At 60.7% G+C, this 20001-nt stretch carries 16 protein-coding genes and 2 pseudogenes; 10 read left to right on the plus strand and 8 right to left on the minus strand.

Annotation, left to right across the window (positions count from 1 at the left end):
- Positions 1-216: 216 nt before the first annotated feature.
- From J1D76_RS10920 to J1D76_RS10930, 3 genes are read left to right on the plus strand one after another with little or no spacing between them, the layout of a single operon-like run.
- Complete coding sequence (locus J1D76_RS10920; protein WP_421138340.1) at positions 217-876, plus strand: paraquat-inducible protein A; 660 nt, start codon at positions 217-219, stop codon at positions 874-876.
- Positions 863-1486: a paraquat-inducible protein A gene (locus tag J1D76_RS10925; RefSeq protein ID WP_421138341.1), complete on the plus strand. Its 624-nt coding sequence runs from the start codon at positions 863-865 to the stop codon at positions 1484-1486. Before J1D76_RS10920 ends, J1D76_RS10925 begins: the two co-directional genes overlap by 14 nt.
- Positions 1479-3782 carry an MlaD family protein gene (locus tag J1D76_RS10930; RefSeq protein ID WP_421138342.1) on the plus strand — a complete coding sequence of 768 codons (2304 nt, stop codon included), beginning with the start codon at positions 1479-1481 and terminating at the stop codon, positions 3780-3782. Before J1D76_RS10925 ends, J1D76_RS10930 begins: the two co-directional genes overlap by 8 nt.
- 142 nt (positions 3783-3924) lie before the next feature.
- Here J1D76_RS10930 and mksF read toward each other — a convergent pair whose 3' ends face one another.
- Genes mksF through mksB form a run of 3 tightly spaced genes read right to left on the minus strand, consistent with a single transcriptional unit; the run spans position 3925 to position 8730 of the window.
- Complete coding sequence (mksF, locus tag J1D76_RS10935; RefSeq protein ID WP_421138343.1) at positions 3925-6765, minus strand: Mks condensin complex protein MksF; 2841 nt, start codon at positions 6763-6765, stop codon at positions 3925-3927.
- Entirely contained in the window at positions 6762-7463 is a 702-nt protein-coding gene (gene mksE, locus J1D76_RS10940) for an Mks condensin complex protein MksE (RefSeq protein WP_421138344.1), read from the minus strand. Before mksE ends, mksF begins: the two co-directional genes overlap by 4 nt.
- Positions 7453-8730, minus strand: coding sequence for an Mks condensin complex protein MksB (gene mksB / locus J1D76_RS10945; RefSeq protein WP_421138506.1), 1278 nt, complete (start codon positions 8728-8730; stop codon positions 7453-7455). The genes mksE and mksB overlap by 11 nt, the downstream gene beginning before the upstream one ends.
- Before the next feature lie 206 nt (positions 8731-8936).
- On the opposite strand from mksB, the gene J1D76_RS10950 reads away from it, so the two are divergent.
- Together J1D76_RS10950 and rimI are read left to right on the plus strand one after the other, a co-directional pair.
- On the plus strand, positions 8937-9683 hold the full coding sequence (locus tag J1D76_RS10950) for an energy transducer TonB (RefSeq protein ID WP_421138507.1): 747 nt from the start codon (positions 8937-8939) through the stop codon (positions 9681-9683).
- Positions 9676-10128 (plus strand): ribosomal protein S18-alanine N-acetyltransferase, encoded by a 453-nt coding sequence (gene rimI / locus J1D76_RS10955; RefSeq protein WP_007981794.1) that lies wholly within the window; start codon positions 9676-9678, stop codon positions 10126-10128. Before J1D76_RS10950 ends, rimI begins: the two co-directional genes overlap by 8 nt.
- Positions 10129-10229: 101 nt before the next feature.
- On the opposite strand, the gene J1D76_RS10960 is transcribed toward rimI, so the two are convergent.
- Positions 10230-10634: a serine kinase/phosphatase gene (locus J1D76_RS10960; RefSeq protein WP_421138345.1), complete on the minus strand. Its 405-nt coding sequence runs from the start codon at positions 10632-10634 to the stop codon at positions 10230-10232.
- A 182-nt stretch (positions 10635-10816) separates the two neighbouring features.
- On the opposite strand from J1D76_RS10960, the gene can reads away from it, so the two are divergent.
- The gene (gene can / locus J1D76_RS10965; protein WP_421138346.1) at positions 10817-11461 is read left to right on the plus strand and encodes a carbonate dehydratase; all 645 of its coding nucleotides are present in this window, start codon (positions 10817-10819) and stop codon (positions 11459-11461) included.
- Positions 11462-11639: 178 nt separating this feature from the next.
- Here the strand turns inward: can and J1D76_RS10970 are convergent, their stop codons facing one another.
- Both J1D76_RS10970 and J1D76_RS10975 read right to left on the minus strand, forming a co-directional pair.
- Positions 11640-13340 carry an acid phosphatase gene (locus J1D76_RS10970; protein WP_421138347.1) on the minus strand — a complete coding sequence of 567 codons (1701 nt, stop codon included), beginning with the start codon at positions 13338-13340 and terminating at the stop codon, positions 11640-11642.
- 219 nt (positions 13341-13559) lie between these two features.
- Positions 13560-14978 (minus strand): short-chain fatty acid transporter, encoded by a 1419-nt coding sequence (locus tag J1D76_RS10975; RefSeq protein ID WP_421138348.1) that lies wholly within the window; start codon positions 14976-14978, stop codon positions 13560-13562.
- 202 nt (positions 14979-15180) lie between these two features.
- On the opposite strand from J1D76_RS10975, the gene J1D76_RS10980 reads away from it, so the two are divergent.
- The 4 genes and pseudogenes from J1D76_RS10980 to J1D76_RS10995 all read left to right on the plus strand — a co-directional run bounded on the left by J1D76_RS10980 (position 15181) and on the right by J1D76_RS10995 (position 18639).
- Positions 15181-16494, plus strand: a complete 1314-nt coding sequence (locus J1D76_RS10980; protein WP_421138349.1) for an MFS transporter — start codon at positions 15181-15183, stop codon at positions 16492-16494.
- 207 nt (positions 16495-16701) lie between these two features.
- Positions 16702-17340: pseudogene (locus J1D76_RS10985) on the plus strand (PAS domain-containing protein); the annotation flags it as partial.
- Positions 17341-17493: 153 nt separating this feature from the next.
- Positions 17494-17928: pseudogene (locus J1D76_RS10990) on the plus strand (methyl-accepting chemotaxis protein); the annotation flags it as partial.
- A 111-nt stretch (positions 17929-18039) separates the two neighbouring features.
- Positions 18040-18639 (plus strand): flavin reductase family protein, encoded by a 600-nt coding sequence (locus J1D76_RS10995; protein WP_421138350.1) that lies wholly within the window; start codon positions 18040-18042, stop codon positions 18637-18639.
- Positions 18640-18651: 12 nt separating this feature from the next.
- Here J1D76_RS10995 and J1D76_RS11000 read toward each other — a convergent pair whose 3' ends face one another.
- Both J1D76_RS11000 and J1D76_RS11005 read right to left on the minus strand, forming a co-directional pair.
- Positions 18652-19020, minus strand: a complete 369-nt coding sequence (locus tag J1D76_RS11000; RefSeq protein WP_421138351.1) for a cupin domain-containing protein — start codon at positions 19018-19020, stop codon at positions 18652-18654.
- A 76-nt stretch (positions 19021-19096) separates the two neighbouring features.
- Positions 19097-19906 carry an AraC family transcriptional regulator gene (locus J1D76_RS11005; RefSeq protein WP_421138352.1) on the minus strand — a complete coding sequence of 270 codons (810 nt, stop codon included), beginning with the start codon at positions 19904-19906 and terminating at the stop codon, positions 19097-19099.
- Between the last annotated feature and the right edge of the window lie 95 nt (positions 19907-20001).

Below are 20001 nucleotides of genomic sequence, written 5' to 3' on the forward strand. Positions count from 1 at the left end.
TCAGCAGTGAAACGATGCATCGCCGATGGTAGTGTGGGGTTTCCCCATGTGAGAGTAGGTCATCGTCAAGATTAAATTCCGAAACCCCAATTGCGAAAGCAGTTGGGGTTTTGTTTTTGCGCGTAGAAAATCAGAGTGCTTGGTTGCACATTTTGCACAGTTATTTTCAGCCCATGGCACTAGAATAGGCCCAACTTTTTCAGAATCAGAGCCTTTATGCCGGATCCGGTTGACGCCCAAGGGCTGTCAGAATTACCACTAGACGACCTGGTTGCCTGCCATGAGTGCGATTTGCTCATGCGCAAACCCAAACTCGCCCATGGCGAAAAAGCCCTGTGTCCACGCTGCGGCTACGAGCTTTATGCCCATCGCAACAACGTCGTTCAGCGCAGTCTCGCCTTGGTCATCTCGGCCCTGCTGTTGTTTATTCCGGCGAATTTTTTACCCATCATGCAACTCAATCTGCTCGGACAGTCTTCGCACGACACTGTCTGGAGCGGGGTTGTCGCTCTTTTCGATACAGGCATGCAAAGTGTTTCGGTGGTGGTGTTCCTGTGCAGCATGGGGATACCGCTGCTCAAGTTGCTTTGCCAATTGGCAGTATTGCTGAGTATCCGTTTTGATATCGGACGCAGCTACGGCTTGTTGCTCTATCGCATTTATCACCACATACGCGAATGGGGAATGCTCGAGGTCTACTTCATGGGTGTGCTGGTGGCGATCGTCAAACTGGCAGATATGGCAGCGATCACCGTGGGCCTTGGCCTGGCGTGCTTCATTGGTTTGTTGCTGATTCAGGTCTGGCTGGAGGTCGTCATGTCGCCTCACCAGATCTGGCAGGCGTTATCAGGAGAGGATGCCCATGCGGGCGATTGATGCAGGCATTCTGATTTGTGCGGAATGTCATGAATTGAACAGGCAGGATGCTGACACCGATGAGCAAGTCTGTACGCGCTGCGGAGCGCTGGTGCATGCCCGTAGCCCCAATAGCCTGGTGCGCACCTGGGCGTTGCTGATTACCGCCGCCATTCTTTATATACCGGCCAATTTGCTGCCGATCATGACCGTGAACTCTCTCGGTAAAGGTGCGCCCAGCACGATCATGGCGGGTGTGATCGAGTTGGTGCATTACGGCATGTTCCCCATTGCGGCCGTGGTGTTTATCGCCAGTATCCTGGTGCCTACCTTCAAACTGGTCGGGATCGCCTTGCTGCTGTTTTCGGTGCAGCGGCGCCAACCCCTTTCGGCCCGCCAACGTATCTGGATGTACCGCTTCATCGAGTTCATCGGCCGCTGGTCGATGCTCGATATCTTTGTGATCGCCATTCTGGTGGCGGTCGTGAATTTTGGACGGCTTGCGAGTATCGAAGCCAATCTTGGCGCCATCGCCTTCGCCTCTGTGGTGATCCTGACGATGCTTGCCGCCGTAACTTTCGATCCCCGACTGATTTGGGATAACACGGAGTCGGACGACGACCATGACTGATTTGCCTGTAGCGAAAACACGACCGGCCTCGAACTGGTCAGCCATTTGGGTGTTGCCCTTGATCGCCCTGATTATTGGCGGCTGGCTCGGCTGGCGCGCATACAACGAGAACGGCATCGAAATCCAGGTGCGCTTTGAAAGTGGCGAAGGCATCCAGGCCAACAAGACGGAAGTCGTCTACAAGGGCATGTCGGTGGGCAAGGTCAAAAGCCTCAAGCTTGATGACGAGGGCGCCACCAAAGGCGTGATTGCCAGCATCGAAATGAACAAGGACGTGGAGCAATACCTGCGCACCAGCACGCGCTTCTGGTTGGTCAAGCCGAGTGTGACGCTGGCCGGGATTACTGGTCTGGAGACGCTGGTTTCCGGTAACTACGTTGCCATCAGCCCGGGTGAAGGTGAACCTGTGCGCCGGTTCAAGGCCTTGGCCCAGGAACCGCCGCTGTCCGATGCCCAGCCTGGATTGCATTTGACCATCAAGGCTGATCGCCTGGGCTCGCTGAACCGTGGCAGCCCGGTGTTCTACAAACAGATCAAAGTGGGCCAGATCAAGAGCTACGTATTGTCCGAGGACCAGAGCACTGTCGAGCTCAAGGTTTTCATCGAGCCGACTTACGCCAATCTGGTACGCAAACACACACGCTTCTGGAACGCCAGCGGCGTCAGTATCGACGCCAGCCTGTCGGGTGTGAAGATCCGCAGTGAGTCCCTGGCTAGCATCGTCGCCGGCGGCATCGCGTTCGCCACCCCGGAAAACCGCAAGGACAGTCCGCCTACCGATCCGAGTCTGCCCTTCCGTCTCTATGAAGACTTTGACGCCGCTGCGGCCGGTATCCGGGTCAAGGTCAAGCTCAGTGACTTCGACGGTTTGCAGGCCGGTCGCACCCCGGTGATGTACAAGGGGATTCAGGTGGGTAGCCTGAAAGCGCTGAAGGTCGATCCAGATTTGTCCGGTGCGACCGCTGAGTTGACGATGGACCCGCTGGCCGAAGACTACCTGGTGGACGGCACGCAGTTCTGGGTAGTGAAACCGTCGATTTCGCTTGCCGGGATTACCGGCCTGGAGGCGTTGGTAAAAGGCAACTACATCGCTGTGCGTCCGGGTGACAAGGGCTCGGCGCCGAAACGCGAGTTCGTCGCGCGACCGAAAGCCCCGCCACTGGATCTGCGTGCCCCGGGCCTGCACCTGGTGCTGTTTACCGACAATCTCGGCTCGCTCGAAGTCGGCAGTCCGATCCTCTATAAACAGGTGAAGGTCGGCTCGGTACAGAGCTATCAATTCTCCCGGACCAAGAAGCAGTTGATCATCGGTGTGCACATCGAGAAAGAGTACGAAGATCTGGTCAACGCCTCGACGCGTTTCTGGAATGCCAGTGGCATTACTCTCACGGGCGGCCTGACTGGCGGGATTCAAGTCAAAAGTGAATCGTTGCAGAGCTTGATGGCCGGCGGCATTGCCTTTGAAACGCCTGAGGCCAAGGCACCGTTGCAGAAGCGGGTGCCGCGTTTCCGCCTGTTCGCCAACCACGAGGACGCCACGCAAAAAGGTGCACTGATCACGCTCAAGGTCGACCGCGCCGACGGTTTGCGCCCCGGTACGGCGATTCGCTTCAAGGGCCTGGATGTCGGCAAGGTTGAAGACGTGGACCTCAGTGAAGACTTGCAATCGGTGTTGCTGACCGTACGGATTACCGAAGTCCCGGATCGCATTGCACGGGTGGGTACGCAGTTCTGGGTGGTGAAACCTGAATTGGGGTTGATCAAGACGGCCAACCTGGAAACCCTGGTGACCGGGCAATACATCGAAGTGCTGCCAGCGGCAAAGAATCAGGGGCCGCAAAAGAACTTCGTAGCCCTGGCCAACCCGCCTGAAGCGGTCAAGCGCGAGGACGGCTTGAGCCTGGTGTTGAGCGCCGCTCGTCGCGGCTCGCTGAAGGCTGGCGTCCCCGTGACTTATCGCGAAATCACGGTCGGTAAGGTGACGGGTTATGAGCTGGGCCAGACGGCTGATCGTGTTCTGATCCATATCTTGATCGAGCCGAAGTATGCACCGCTGGTGCGCAGTGGCACGCGGTTCTGGAACACCAGCGGGTTTGACTTCGATGTCGGCTTGTTCCGTGGGGCCACGGTGCGCACAGAATCCCTGGAAACGATGTTGCAGGGTGGTGTTGCCTTTGCCACGCCAGACGGTGAGCGCATGGGGACTCCGGCACGTCCGGAGCAGACGTTTGCGCTGTTCGACAAGTTTGAAGATGAATGGCTGACTTGGGCGCCGAAGATTTCCCTCGGTAAGTAGTCGGCGGGTTGTGGCGTCAGTGATGACGCCTTCGCGGGCAAGCCCGCTCCTACAAGGATTGCGAAGAGGCCCTCAAACCCACACGATTAAAAAGGCCGCGATCCATTGGATCGCGGCCCTTTATGTGCCTGCGATTCAAGCTTCAGACCGCATCCAGCTCCGGTTCGTCCGCTTGTTCATTGACCGTCGCCTTCACCTGGTCGTGACGACGAATGTACTTCCAGTCCGCCTCGTCGATGTAGATGCCGGCCGGGCCGCTGCCGCCTTCCAGGTCGATGGCGACACTGGCGCAAACTTGCGGTTTCACGCTCGCCAGGATCGGTACGAAGCCCAGTTGCAGGCTGGTTTCCAGCAATGCCGCCTGGTTCTTCTCATCGATGTCCGCCGCCTCGTCGAGGTAGTACGGCAGGCGCACGCGACCGGCCTGGTCACGGTCCATCAAGTGCAGCAACAAGTACATGTTGGTCAGCGCCTTGATGGTCATGGTGGTGCCGTTGGAGGCGGCGCCGTCGATGTCGGTGTGGATCACCGGCTGACCATTGACCTTGGTGATCTCGAACGCCAGTTCGAACAAGTCCTTGAGGCCGAGCTGGTTGTGGTTGGCCGCCACCAGCCGCGCCAGATACTCCTTGGCCTCTTCGTTCTTGTTGTCCTGCTCGGCGCTTTGGCTCAGGTCGAACACCGACAGGGTTTCGCCTTCTTCGTACTGACCGGCGCTGTGGATGATCTGGTCGATGTGCTTGAGCGCTTCCTTGTTCGGCGCGAGCACGATACGGAAGCTCTGCAGGTTGGAGACCTGGCGTTTGTTGATTTCGCGGTTGAACAGCGCCAGTTGGTGTTCGAGGCTGTCGTAGTCGCTGCGGATGTTGCGCAGGGTCCGGGCGATGTCGGTCACGGCAGCACGACGTGCCTTGCCCAGCGTCAGGGCTTCGTCGGTGCGGTGGGCGTAGGCGTTGATCAGCAGTGACAGGCGGCGCTCCATATCGTCTTCGCTGTCGAACTTGGCCACACCCTTGAGGCGCACCTGGGCGTACAGCGCTTCGATCTGGCCATCGGCCCGCAACAGGCCTTGCCAACTGTCCTGATAGTCGTTGAGCAACGGCAGCAGGTTGTCCATGGAATCGTCGATCGGGTCCATGAACGGCGTGCCGAACGGCAGATCCGACGGCAACAGCTGACGGCGGCGCAGAGCGTCGTCGAGGGTGCGTTGCTTGGCTTCCATGTCGCCGATCTGCCGGCCGACCAGTTGCAACTTGGCCGACAGTTGCTGGACGCGTTCGGTGAAGGCATCGCTGGAACGCTTCAGTTCGTCCTGGGCGGCTTCCATCTGCGCCAGTTGTTCCAGCTTGTCGCCTTCCTCGGCGCTCAGGGTTTGCGCGCGGCGGAAATCTTCCAGGGCTTTCTGCGCATCCAGCACTTGCTGGTACAGCGCTTCGGTCTGGGTCTTGCTCGCCGCGCGGTCGGCGGCCACGGCTTGCTGGGTTTTCAGTTGCTTGAGTTCTTTTTCCAGACGTTCTTTCTGGTCGCGCAGGGCCGCGCGGTCGGCCAAGGCCTGCAATGCTGGCGGTTCGATGTGCGAGATGTCGATGGACAAGCCCGGCACTTCGAAGCGTTCGCCTTTGAAACCGTCGAGGATCAGCTCCACGGATTTGACCCAGTCGCCGTCGTCGTCGAGGGTGATGCCGTGCTCACCCAGCGGCAGGCTGAACAGTGCGCTGTTGAACAGCCGCATCAGGCGCTCGACGTCCTGTTGCGAGAATTCTTCACGCAGGCGGGCATAGCTGTTGTTGTCGGCGTGATCGAGTTGCTGCTTGACCGACTTCAGGCGCTTTTCCAGATCGCGCAGGCGTTCTTCCAGATCTTCGGCGCTGAATTGGCGGGACTGTGCCAACGCACCGGCCAGTTCATCGTGAGCGTCCTTGGCGGCGAGCAGTTGTTGCTCCAGCACCTTGACGTCTTCGACCAGCGCAAAGCGGTGCTTGAGCACCGACAGCTCACCGAGCCAGCGCTGGATGCCGGTGATTTCCCGTTCCAGACGCATCAGTTCCTGAGTGCCGCCGCGCTGGTCGTTTTGCAGGGCGTCCTGCTCATTGCGGTAGTGCTCGGACTGGATGGTCAGCTCTTCCTTGCGCGCGCTGGCGTAGTCCGACCAGGTGCCCAGCAGGGAATCGAGCAACGGCGAGACGCGGTGCAGTTTGCCGCGCAGGATGTCGCGTTGCTTCACGCCATGGGCCAGCGCCTCGACCAAGGGACCTGCGGCGACCAGCGAGTTGTAGTCCTGCTCCATGCGTCGTACATCGCGGAACGCTTCTTCGCACGCGGCAATGTAATCGACGCTGCCGGAACGCAGGCTGTGTTCGAAGGCATCGAGGAACAGTTGCTTGAGCTTGGCTGCGGTGATTTCGCGCATGTGCAGCAGGTTGATGAACAGTGCACGGAAGGTCTTCAGGCTTTGCTCGCTGGTGGAACGCAACGGGATCAGCGTCAGGTCCAGCGGAATCGACGTGTGGCCACCGACCAGCAACCGGCGCAGTTCGTCCGGCTTGAGTTCGTAGGCTTTCAGGCCTTCGCGCTCAAGGTTGGTGAACAGTTCTTTCTGGCGCAGGCAGGTGTCGTTTTTCTGGTAATGGGCCAGGTCGAGTTTGCCGGCGTAGGCGAAGAACTGGTGGCCGAAACCACCGCCGGGGCCGCGACCGACCACACCAATCACGTGGGGACCGTGGGGCAGGCTGACTTCGACCAGGATGTAACTGGTGTCCGAGGCGAAGTAGAAACGCCGGGATTGTTCCAGGCTGTACTTGCCGAAACTCATGTCCGACATGCGCGCCAGGATCGGGAACTGCAGGGCATTGATCGAGGCGGATTTGCCGAGGTTGTTCGCGCCGTAGACCGACAGCGGTTCTTCCAGCGGGAAGAGGCCGAGGCTATAACCGGCGGTGTTCAAGAGGGCAAAGCGGCGGATGCCGTAACGTTCCTTGCTCATGCGTCGAGCTCCTGTTCTTCGGCGATGGCGCGGGCCAGGGCGTCTTCTTCGCTTTCGTCTTCAAACTCCGCGAGGTCGAGCGGGTCGTCGGTCTGCAGCAGTTTTTCGTCGCTGTCTTCGTCGATCAGCACCGGTGCCGGCAATGGCAGCACGCTGTGCAGGCTGGCGACCAGATCGCGGTCCTGTTGGACCGACAGGCAAACGTCGAGGAAACGGTGCATCGGCGGGAGGAAGCGGTATATACCGTTTTCTTCGCCGGCAAAACCGAGCTGGGTCATGCGGCGCATGATTTTCTCTTCCAGCTCTTCAACGGTCTGCACTTCGGCCTGAATGAACAGGTCGCGGTATTTTTCCAGCAGCGATGGCAATTCATCGCGACCGAGACTGCCGCCGTCGAGTACGGAAATCGGGTCGCGGCCCTGGTCGGCCAGATGTTCGACGAGGATGAAAGTGAACAGCGCCAGGCGCTGGGCGGTCTTGTTCACCGCCGCCGCGGCGAGGTCCGGCACGAAGTAGTAGAAACCGCGGGTGTCGCAGACCAATTCAAAGCCCAAGGCCTTGAACAGCGTGCGGTACTGGTCCTGGAAGTTCGACAGTTGCGCGTACAGCTCCGGATCACGGCGGCTGACGTGGTAACCCTTGAATAGCTCGCGAAAAATCGGCGCCAGCTGAGACAGTTCGGAAAGATCAAGATGCATGGGGGATGCTCGCAGAATTCTCGGTGGCGTCATCGCTGACCGAGAGCAGGGCGAAGGAGCGCAGGCTGACCTGATGCTCGTGAGTATGGTATTCGCGTCGCTCCAAGCGCTCGCGCTTGAAACGTTTTTCCCGCGACAGGCGCGAGAACCAGTACAGCAATTCGTCGGTGGCGCCGTCCGGTTCCTGTTCCAGCAGCCAGGTCATCAGGTCCGGCATCGGCAGGGCATCTTCGCAGCGTTCGAGCATCTCCCGAACGGTGCGTGGTGCCCGTGGGGCCTCGCCTTTGTGGGTTTTGTGCGCCTTGGGGAAGCGCGCCGGTTTTGGTTCGAAGCGCGCCAAGGCATACACGTAGGCTTCGACCTGGCTGGCGCTGCCGAGGAAAGTGCTTTGCGGGCGGGTGAACATCGGCATGGCCGCTTGCGGCACGGCGTCGATGCCCTTGCGGCGGATCATCGACAGCGCCAGCGCGGCGCCACGGGTCACGGCGTTGTGGCGGCGGGCTTCTTCACGCAGCGGCAACAGCAGTTCGCGAGCGTGACGCAGGGTCAGTTGGGCGCTGGTCTGCATTTCGAGGATGCGCGCGTGGGTGCGCAGCAGCATGTCGTCGTCGACCAGGTGGCCGAGGCGCTGCTGTTCGCTGAGCATCTTCAGCAGCACGGTTTCGACCTTGCGCACGCCTTGTTCGAAGGCGCCGTCGGCGTTCACCAGGTCAATCATCGGCTCGACGTATTCGTCCCAGGTCGCCAGCACTTCAGCGTAACGCTGGCGCAATGGAATCTGCCGGTCGCTGGTTTTCGCCCGTTCGGCCACGGCCACCAGGGCCTGTTCGTCGTTATCGAGCTTTTTAAGCACGTCCCGTACGCGCATGTCGAGCAGGCGCAGCTGGCGGGCGAGGTCGTTGCCGTCGCGGATGTCGAACGCATCCTGGATATAACCGGCCAGACGCTCCAAATGGCGCAGGTAGGCTTCGATTTCCAGGCACAGGCCCAGCCGGTGTTCACGGCGCAGGTAGGCGAGAAAGTCGTGAATCTGCGCATTGAGCTCGAAACGGTTCGGGCTTTTGGCCACGGGCACCAGAATATCGAGGCGAATCCACACATCCAGCAGGCTGGTGATGTCCTGCGGCGTACTGTCGAGTTGCTGGGCGGCCAGTTGCGTGCGCAGTTCGTTCAGGCTCAGTGTGCCTTGGTCGAAGTGCTCGCACAGTGGCTCCAGAAGTGCCCAGTGTTCAGCGAGGGCGCGCAAGACGCGCTTGGGTTCGATCATCGGAATGGCCGGCTGGTTGGCGATTAAAAGCGGCGATTGTACTGCATCGGGGGCAGTGCGATTCATTCTCGGGACGGGCTGTTGTTTTTCTATCAATCAACAGCGGGCGATCTTGAGCGAACGGCGGTAGAATCAGCGCACTTTAGTTATCCACAAGTGGCCGACCTTTGCTTATCGAGTCCCGTCGTCGCGCTTATCTGGCCGCCATGCAGGTGGTCAACTGGCTGCCGCGCACCGAATTGCCCTTTGCTGCACCGTCGCGGCCTGAGTTGCTGGACATGCCCGAGCCCGAGATCGTGGCGCCGGTGGTGCCTGCGGTACAGGCCGAAACGCCTGCCCAGCCTGCATCGCGCCCTGCCGAGCGGGTGAAAATCGAGGTGCCACGGCCATCGCTGGCCAGCACCCGCACCGGAGCCAAACCGGTCGACGAGGCCGATGAAGCGCCGGTGGTGGTCAAGGCGCCGGTTGTGCCGCCGCCGCGTTTTTCCCTGCAACTGTTGCGGGCCGGGCGTTGCCTGCTGCTGGTGGAGTTACCCACAGGCGAAGCGTTCCAGAGCCGCGACCCGGCTTACTTGTTGCTCAAGGACATGTTGCGCGCCGCCGGTCTGCCGGACAGCCCGCAGATCGTCGGCGAGCCTGTACGCTGGCCGTTGCTGGTGCGCGGCAACATGGATCAGGGCCCGGAAGCCGCTCGCGACTTCGTGCAGGGTTTCTTGTCCGTTCGTATGGAAGAGGCCCCGTGCGCCTGTTTGTGGCTCATCGGCCTGCCCGCCGTGCGGTTTGCCGGCGAGGCGGATGCCGAAGCGTTCAATCGCGAGTTGCAGATCGAAGGCCTGGGCTCGGCATGGGCCGTGCCGGGGCTGGAATTATTAATGGAAGAGCCACAGCGTAAGGCTGGTGTCTGGCAAGCCATGCGTCGGCTGATGGCGCGCTGGAAAGAATCGAATGAGTGACGCGGTATCGTTTCGCCCGATGACCGAGGCGGACCTGGAAGCTGTACTGAAAATCGAATACGCGGCCTACAGCCATCCCTGGACCCGCGGGATTTTTCTCGATGGCCTGGGCAAGTATCAGATATGGCTGATGTTCGAAGGCCAGCAGCAGGTCGGCCATGGGGTGGTGCAGATCATCCTCGACGAGGCGCACCTGCTGAACATTACCGTCAAGCCGGAAAACCAGGGCCGTGGCCTGGGGCTGACGTTGCTCGAGCACCTGATGTCGATTGCCTACAAGGCTGACGCCCGGGAGTGTTTCCTGGAGGTTCGTGACAGCAACACGGCGGCATTCAAGCTGTATGAGCGCTACGGCTTCAACGAGATTGGCCGGCGTCGGGATTACTACCCGGCGGTGGGTGGGCGCGAAGATGCGGTGGTCATGGCCTGTACCTTGGTCGACTAAACGTTAAAAGCTTCGCTGGCGAGCCAGCTCCTACATTCGAATTGCGTTCCCCTGTAGGCGCAGGCTTGCCAGCGAAGGCCCTGGAACAGGCAAAAAAAGAACTACCGCTTGCCATCCATCGGATCGCGCCGCGCCAATTCAGCTTCATCCAGGCCATTGCCGCCACCAATATCGTCCTCATCGACGATGCTCAAGTCCCAATCCGCCCCTTCATCCTGGCCTTCCTCTTCGGCATCCCGGGCACCGTCTTCACGAATCAGCGTTTGCGGGCTTAAATCGTCGTCGGTCGGTTGATGATCGCTTGTCGAAGCGCCGGTCATGCCCGCTTCGCGCACGCGCTCGCGGGGCATCAGTTGTTCGCGTTCCTTTTCAGTTAATTCGTCACCGATCTTGGCACTGGGTTCTTCGGCATCGAAATCCAACTCATGCACCGAGCCCATGCGGTCTTCAGTGTCATCGACGGGAGACGGTTGCTGCGCATCGTACGGACGTCGTGAATCATTCATGGTAATTCCTCATACTGTGGGCCCTACTAGGGTGGACCCACCGGGTGCATGAGAATTCCACCGGCATGGAGCGCCGGCTGTCCGCCGCAGGAACCAGGGTTTGCGGGGTAACTGCATAATGCGCGTGACCCCGACGGGCGGTCGTCTGTCAAAGCAGCGCATCATTCTCGAGGCTTCATCGCATGAACGAATTACAAGATCTGATTGATAACAACGAGCGTTGGGCCGCTGCGATCAAAGAGGAAGATCCTGACTTCTTCGCCAAGCTGGCTCGCCAACAGACCCCGGAGTACCTGTGGATCGGCTGTTCCGATGCCCGGGTGCCGGCCAACGAAATCGTCGGTATGTTGCCAGGCGACCTGTTCGTACACCGTAATGTGGCCAACGTCGTGCTGCACACGGACCTCAACTGCCTGTCGGTGATCCAGTACGCGGTCGACGTGCTCAAGGTCAAACACATCCTCGTCACCGGCCACTATGGTTGCGGCGGCGTGCGGGCTTCGATGCAGGATCGTCAGTTCGGCCTGATCGACGGCTGGCTGCGTTCGATTCGCGATCTTTATTACGAGAAACGCGAAGAGCTGGCCAAATACGCCACCGAAGAAGAACGCGTCGACCGCCTCTGCGAACTTAACGTGATCCAGCAGGTGGCCAACGTCGGTCACACCAGTATTGTGCAAAACGCCTGGCACCGTGGGCAGAGCCTGTCGATCCACGGCTGCATCTACGGCATCAAGGACGGTCGCTGGAAGAGCCTGAACGCGACCATCAGCGGTTTCGAGCAACTGCCGCCGCAGTATCGCTTGCGTCCGCTCGATCCTCAGTAGTACGCAGCGCCCGCTTAAAAAAAACGGTATTTCCATGGTCATGACTGGCCATGGGAGTGCCGTTTTTTTTGTGTCACTTAATTTTCGACCGGGACATCGCGAGTGAACTGGATAAACGCGGTGCACTTAAGTCCATCGCCAGCAAGCTGGCTCCTGCCGTTTTCCGGGTGAAAGATAATTAGACCGGAAACTGCAAAGCGTTGCTCAGGTCACCCATCGGCACCTGGCCTCGGGCAATCATCGCTTCATCGCGCTGCTGGAGGCCGTCGAGTTTTTCCAGCTGGAACACCCGGGTAATCAGCCGCAGGATCGATGCGGTGTCATAGACCGTGTGATCCACTGCACCTTTGCGCGAGAACGGCGACACCACCAGCGCCGGCACCCGCGAGCCTGGCCCCCAGCGATCACCCTTGGGCGGGGCGACGTGATCCCACCAGCCGCCGTTCTCGTCGACGGTGACCACCACTACCATGTTTTTCCACTGCGGACTCTGCTGCAGCACTTTCAGCGCGCGCACGATATGTCGGTCGCCGGAGGCCACGTCGGCATAACCGGCGTGCATGTTCAGGTTGCCCTGGGGTTTGTAGAAGCTCACCGCCGGCAGTTTGCCCGCCTCGGCGTCGGCAAAGAACCGGTTGGTGCCGGACTCGTCCCCCAGGCCGCCGTCGCGCAGGCGCTTGTTGCGTTCCTCCGGGTTTTCCGGGCCCTGGCGCTTGAAGTAGTTGAACGGCTGGTGGTGGTACTGGAAGTTCGGGATTTTCGGAATACCGCCGGAATCCTTGAACTGCTCCAGCGTCGCCTGCCAGGCGCCGGCGTACCAGGCCCAGTCGATGTTCTTCTTCGACAGCTTGTCGCCAATGTGCTCGTGAGTCTGTGGAACCAGGACGTTCGGCAAGTCGGGTTTGGAATAGTCCGGGCGGTCCGGGTCGCGGATCCAGGTCGGCCAGTAGGGCGGGGCCAGGGTGTTGACCCCGTAGCCATCGGGCGTCAGCGCGCTGGGGCCGAACTGTGGCGGGCCGGTCATGGCGCTCGCCGGCGAGGCCTCCAGCGGCTTGAGGCGTGGATCAGTCGGGTCGTTGCTTTGCAGCGCGGCGATTTGTGATTTGGCGACCGAATTGGCCACGTCCGGATAAAACGGCGCCGTGGCGCTGATCAGGTATTGGTGGTTGAGGAACGAGCCACCGAAGGCGCCCTGGAAGAAGTTGTCGCAGAGCACGAAATCCCGGGCGATGTCCCACAGGCGCAGGGAATATCGGCTCTGGGCATAGTGGCCCATGGTCAAACCGCCGGAATCGGCCCAGGCGACGAATCCGTCGTTCTTGCCGCCGTTGATCTGCATCTGGTTCTGGTAGAACACGTGCCACAGGTCGCGGGTGACCAGGCCGAATGGCAAGTCTTCCGCGTTCGGGCCCTTGAGGGCGAAGGGCGCGTTGGGCAGGTTTTCCTGGAACTGCACGGCGCTGGGGTAGGTCACGCCATCGAGGGTTTGCGGGCCGATCTGCAGGACACCGCCCCAGACCGGCGGCAGGGTTTGCAACACGCTGCCATCGCGGTCGCGTTGTTGGTAGTCGGCAGGCTGGAGCGTTGACAGCGGTTTTTCGACCCCGGGAAAATCGCCGAACAGGTTATTGAAGCTGCGGTTCTCGGCGTAGATCACCATCACGGTTTTCACCTGGTCGTGCAGGGCTTTGTCGAGTTCTGCTGCCGAGAGCGGACGCTCAGGCGTGTCGCCTGGCACGTTGTCCTGATGGCCGTAGGCAGTGAGTGCCGCGCCAGCACCGAGCACGGCGACACCGCCGAGAAAACGGCGGCGACTGGTGTCGGTGGGGTGGTCGGATTCGGCTGAGGATGGGGCTGTGTCGTCTGTTTCGTCGCTCATGTCGAATCCCTTGGCTTGTCGAAATGTTTCTACATGTTTCGGCCGGACGCTAGCAAGGGATTGTGACAGAGGGGTGACAGGCACCCCCACTCAACGCTCCCACAAGGGTGGCGTGATCTGTGTAGGAGCTGGCTTGCCAGCGAAGGCGGTGCGTCTGTGACGTCAATGTTAAATAAGTTGACGCCTTCGCGGGCAAGCCCGCTTACAGGTCTGTAACCGTTACGGCATTACCGGTGGCGCATAGGCCAGCGTCGTGCCCAATACCCACAGCAAAAACAGCACCAGCGGCGTGTGCACCAGCAGTTGCACAAACGAGAAGCCAATCAGGTCCCGCGCCTTCAACCCCAGCACACCGAGCAGCGGCAGCATGTAGAACGGATTGATCAGGTTCGGCAGGGCTTCGGCTGCGTTGTAGATCTGCACGGCCCAGCCCAGGTGATATTTCAGGTCGTTGGCCACCTGCATCACGTACGGCGCTTCGATGATCCACTTGCCGCCACCGGACGGAATGAAGAACCCGAGGATCGCCGAGTACACGCCCATCAGCAGGGCATAGGTGTCGTGGGAGGCAATGCTGACGAAAAAGGTCGAGATGTGGTGCGCCAGGGTTTGCGCATCGGCACCCTTGACCGTGGTCATCAGGGCGGCGATCGAACCGTACAGTGGGAACTGGATCAACACGCCGGTGGTGGTCGGCACCGCACGGGACACCGCGTCCAGGAAGCTGCGCGGACGCCAGTGCAGCAGGGCGCCGAGCATGATGAACAGGAAGTTGTAGGTGTTCAGCCCGGAAATCGCGCTGATCGCCGGTTTGGTCGAAAACTCATGGAACAGCCATCCGGCAGCCAGCAACACCAGGAGTATCGTCAGCAGCGGGCTGTGTTCCAGCCATTCACCGGGACGGGTGCGTGGTTGCAGCGGTGGCAGGTTGAAGCTCGGATCGACGCCACAGGCCTGGGCGTCACGCGCCGAGTTCTCGCCTGGCGCGGTGGCGTAGGCGATGATCAACGACACCACGATCAAGGCCAGCAACATGGCGCCGGACTGCCAGAGGAAAATCGTCTGGGTAAACGGAATCACCCCGGTGATCGACAGAATCGAGGGTGGCAGGCTGGCCGGGTTGGCCTGCAATTGCGCCGCAGACGAGGACAGGCCCAAGGCCCACACGGCGCCGAGACCCAGGTACGCGGCCGCACCGGCGGCGCGGTAGTCCATTTTCAGATCGGTACGGCGGGCGAGGGCGCGCACCAGCAAGCCGCCGAACACCAGGGACAAGCCCCAGTTCAATAATGAGGCAACCATCGAAATCAGGGCGACCCAGGCCACGGCCGAGCGGCCGTTTTTCGGGATCTTCGCCAAGCGGTCGATCAGTTTTACGGCGGGTGGCGAACTGGCGACCACATAGCCGCCGATCACCACGAAGGCCATCTGCATGGTGAACGGGATCAGGCTCCAGTAACCGTCGCCGAACGCCATCGCCGCGTCGGTGGGCTTGGCCCCCATCGCGATGGTGGCCAGGGCCACGACAATCACCGCCAGGGCAGCAAACACCCAGGAGTCGGGAAACCAGCGTTCGGCAAAACTTGAACAGCGCAGGGCAAAGCGGGCGGAGCGGCTATCTTCAATCTCAGCGGCCACGGGGGGTACCTCGGATTTTTTATGTTTGTTGTGGTCTTCGGGGCGGTCGCCGCCCGTCTGGACAGAGGCCAACATTAATTCAATCGCAATTTTTTTGTGACCTTGTTTCATGGCTATGGGACTTTGGTCTAACGGGTTGTTCGCCGCGGCGTTTGCGTAGACCATGAGCGCCTTGGTTTTTGCCTGTGCCAGAGTTCTTTACATGACTGCCAACACCGATTCGCGCCCGGCGCCGTTCAGCCGCTCGGACTACAAGACCCTGGGGCTTGCCGCCCTCGGCGGGGCGCTGGAAATCTACGATTTCATCATCTTCGTGTTTTTCGCCCTGACCCTCAGCCAGTTGTTCTTTCCGCCGCAAATGCCCGAGTGGCTGCGCCTGCTGCAAAGCTTCGGGATCTTCGTCACCGGTTACCTGGCGCGGCCGTTGGGCGGCATCCTGATGGCGCACTTCGCCGATCGCCTGGGGCGCAAGAAGGTTTTCAGCCTGAGCATCCTGATGATGGCGCTGCCGTGCCTGCTGATCGGCATCATGCCGACCTACGCGCAAATCGGTTATTTCGCGCCGTTGCTACTGTTGCTCCTGCGCGTACTCCAGGGCGCGGCGGTGGGCGGTGAAGTGCCGAGTGCCTGGGTGTTCGTCGCCGAGCACGCGCCGGTCGGGCATCGCGGTTATGCCTTGGGCTTCTTGCAGGCAGGATTGACTTTTGGCTACCTGATCGGTGCATTGACCGCGACTTTCCTCGCACAAGCGTTCACCCCGGCGGAAATTCTCGATTACGCCTGGCGCTACCCGTTCCTGTTGGGCGGTGTGTTTGGGGTGATTGGCGTGTGGCTGCGTCGCTGGCTAAACGAAACCCCGGTGTTCATGGCCATGCAGGCGCAGCGTGAGGCGGCCGGCGAACTGCCGCTGCGCACGGTCTTGCGCGAACATCGTCTGGCGATTTTGCCGGCGATGATGCTCACCTGTGTGCTGACCTCGGCCGTGGTGGTGTTTGTCGTCATCACCCCGACCATGATGCAGAAAACCTTTGGCATGACCGCCAGCCATACCTTCGCCCTCAGTGCCTTGGGCATCGTGTTCTTGAACATCGGCTGCGTGCTCGCCGGGCTGCTGGTCGACCGTATCGGTGCCTGGCGCACAGTAATGCTCTATAGCCTGCTGCTGCCGCTGGGCATCGGCGTGCTCTATGGCTGCCTGATCATGGGCGGCGATTGGGCCGGCCTGGCTTACGCCGTCGCCGGGCTGGCGTGCGGAGTGGTCGGCGCGGTGCCGTCGGTGATGGTCAGCCTGTTCCCGGCGCGGATTCGTGTGTCGGGCATCTCGTTCACCTACAACATTGCCTACGCCGCGTGGGCGAGTGTCACACCGCTGTTGTTGATCGGTCTGATGCCATGGAGTCCGTGGATCTGCGTGATGTTCAGCGCGGTGATGGGCGCCGTGGGCGTGGGCAGTGCGGCGTATTTCGGTGCACGGATGCCCAGAACCGCCGGCTGCTGTGCCGCGGGTGCGCACTGATTGGGCGAGTCGTAATTATTTTTGTAGGACAAGCCCGAAGCACGCTTCAGAAAATGTTTCCAAGGCCGATGGTTAGGCTGCATATCGCTTTATACCCCTGTCCATCGGTGCTTTCCCATGTTCAATAAACGCTTGAAGCAGGAGCTGTCGGCTCTTCGTGAAGAACTCTCCAGCCTCCAGCAAGTGAAGGAAAGCCTGGAAAGCGAGATGCTGGTGCTGACCCTCGACAGCGATGCCCGGGTGCAGTCGGTCAATCAGAACTTCCTTGGCGAAATGCGTTACAAGAGCGGCGACCTGATGGGTCGGCACATCGACGACCTGGTGCCGGATCACCTCAAGTTCGATGAATTCCAGCAGCGCTTCAAGAATGCGCTGACCCGTGGCGAGCACTTCGCCGGCGCGGTACGCCTGTTGCGTGGCACGGGCCAGGAAGCGTGGCTGCGTTCGATCGTGCAACCGGTGCGTTCGGCGGATGGGCGGATCAAGCATTTTTCGATTTTCTCCAGCGACCTGACCCGCACCATCGAGGCCTCTCGCGAGCACGAGAACCTGATCGGCGCCTTAGTGCGCTCGACTGCGGTGATCGAGTTCGACCTCAACGGCATCGTGCTGACCGCCAATGACCGCTTCCTCAGCGGCATGGGTTACAGCCTGGCGCAGATCAAGGGCAAACATCACCGCACCTTCTGCCTGGCGGAGGATGCCAGCAGTGCCGAGTACCAGCATTTCTGGCGCCTTCTGAACGCGGGCGAGTACGTGGCCGGCCGTTTCAAACGCGTCGACAGTCATGGCCGCACCGTGTGGCTGGAGGCGTCCTACAACCCGGTGGTCGATGCCAACAACAAACTCTACAAAGTGGTGAAGTTCGCCACGGTGATCACCGACCAGGTCAATCAGGAACAAGCCGTCGCCGAAGCCGCCAATATTGCCTACAGCACCTCGCAGCTAACCGACCAAAGCGCCCAGCGCGGTAACGCCGTGGTGACTCAAGCGGTGGACGTGATGCGCGACCTGGCCAAGCACATGCAAACCGCTGGCGACGGCATCGAAGCGCTGAACGAGCAGTCGCTGGTGATCGGCACCATCGTCAAGACCATCAGCGGCATCGCCGAGCAGACCAACCTGCTGGCGCTCAACGCGGCCATCGAAGCGGCGCGTGCGGGCGAGCAGGGCCGCGGGTTTGCGGTGGTGGCGGATGAAGTGCGGCAACTGGCGTCGCGCACCAGCCAGGCCACCGACGAAATCGTCCTGGTGGTGCGGCAGAACCAGGACATGGCGCGCAACGCCGTGGCCCTGATGACTGACGGCAAGCTTCAGGCCGAGCAGGGCCTGGCACTGGCGGCGGAAGCGGGGACGGTGATTGTCGAGATCCAGGACGGCGCGCAGAAAGTGGTCAATGCGGTGGGGCAGTTCGCCAATCAACTCAGCAACTGACCTGCGATCAGCGCTGGGTGGGAGCAACGGTCTTAGCCTTGTCACATCCATTGCTCCTACAGGGTGGCGTGGGCGCTACAATCGGCTCTTTTCTCCCAGGAGCAGACATTCATGAGCGCTTCCCACCGTCGCCCGGTTCCCTTGTCCAAGGCTTATCGTCTGCTCAATCACGGCCCGACCGTATTGGTCAGCGCCGCCCACGACGGCCAGCGCAACATCATGGCCGCCGCCTGGGCCATGCCGCTGGATTTTGAACCACCGAAAATCGCCGTGGTGCTGGACAAGTCCACTTGGACGCGCCAGTTGCTCGAAGCCTCGGGCACGTTTGTGCTGAACGTGCCGTGCGCCGCCCAGGCCGACATCGTGCAAACCGTCGGTTCGACCTCCGGCCTGGAATTGACCCAGGGCCAGGGACGCGACAAGTTTGAAGCCTACGGCTTGCAGACGTTCAGCGGTGAGTCGGTCGACGCGCCGATGCTCGAAGGCTGCGTGGCCTGGCTCGAATGCCGCCTGTTGCCGGAGCCGAACAACCATCAGCAATACGACCTGTTCCTGGCCGAAGTGATTGCCGCCCACGCCGACGAACGCGTGTTCAGCGAAGGCCGCTGGCACTTCGAAGGGCAGGATGCACTGCGTACCTTGCACCATGTGGCGGGCGGGCATTTCCTGAAAATCGGCGATCCGGTGGATGGCAAGACCCTGCAGGCTTGAGCCGGTCCGCGCTCATAGCCACAGGTCATTCTCGGCGGTGCGTTCGCCACCTTCACTGCCGGTATTGAGCACACCCTTGGGTTCGATCAGCAGGAGTTTCACCTCCTGTTCGGCACAGGGTTTGTGCTCGACCCCCTTGGGCACTACGTACATTTCCCCGGCGTTCACCAGCACGTGGCCATCGCGAAAGTCGATGCGCAACCGGCCTTCCAGCACGATGAAAGTTTCGTCGGTATCAACGTGGTCGTGCCAGATAAAGTCCCCCAGCAGCTTCACCACCTTGAACTGGTAGTCGTTCATTTCGGCGATGACCCGAGGCGACCAGTGCGCGTCGATCCGGCTGATTTTTTCGGCGAAGTTCAGGCTTTGGTAAGCGGTCATGATGCGGTTCCCGTTGATGATCGTGCCGTCACGATAGCCAACCCCTGCGGGTGCTTCTTGAACGATTGTGCGTGGCTCAGCGCCCTTGCAATTTCAGCCAGCGGGCGGGCGACAGGCCGTAGGTTTTGCTGAATTGGCGGGTCATGTGGCTCTGGTCGGTGAAGCCTGCGATCAGCGCGGCATTGACCAGGGGCTGGCCCTGAATCAACAGCGCCCGGACCCTGTCCAGTCGACGCATGGTCAGGTAGCGGTAGGGACTGGTGCCGAACAACAGGCGAAAGTCCCGCGACAGGCTCCAGCGATCCCGGCCGCTGTGTTGCGCCAGTTCTTCCAGTGTCACGTTGCGTTCAAGGGCGCTGTGAATGTACTCGCGGGCGCGTTGCGCTGCCACGTAGTCGAAGCTCTGGCGTGCCCGTGTCACGCCGGAGACTGTGTTCAGAGCCTGTGCCAGGTCGAACAAGGCATCCTGTTCTTCCAGCGGATCAAGCGCGGCATCCAGGCTGCGCAACAACACGCCCGTGGCGGCAAACAGGCGTGGGTCGCTGGACAACCCGGTCTGGATGAACGGCAGTGGCTGGCCGCCGAGCATCTGCTGGATCAACGCCGGTTCGATGTACATCATCCGATAATGAAACCCGCTCTCGGTACCCGCCTCACCGTCGTGAATTTCGTCCGGATGCAGCACCAGCGTGCCGCCAGGCAGGCTATGACGCCAGCCTCCGCGATACTGAAAACTCTGCACACCCGCCAGGGTCTGGCCGATGGCATAGGTGTCGTGGCGGTGCAGGTTGTAGCCATGACCGGCAAAAAACGCTTCGAACCGCTGGACCCCGCCGACATCCGGGGCACGCTGGAACCAGTCGTTGCGAGGTGGACACTTGGCCATGGTGATTGTCGTCTTGAGCTTGATGCGCAATACGGTACCCCACCTGCCGGTTCCCTGTCTTCTGATCGGATGGCGCCTTGTCCGCTAGAAAACCT

The organism is Pseudomonas sp. NFX15 (assembly GCF_049132105.1).
In the GTDB taxonomy this organism is placed as follows: domain Bacteria; phylum Pseudomonadota; class Gammaproteobacteria; order Pseudomonadales; family Pseudomonadaceae; genus Aquipseudomonas.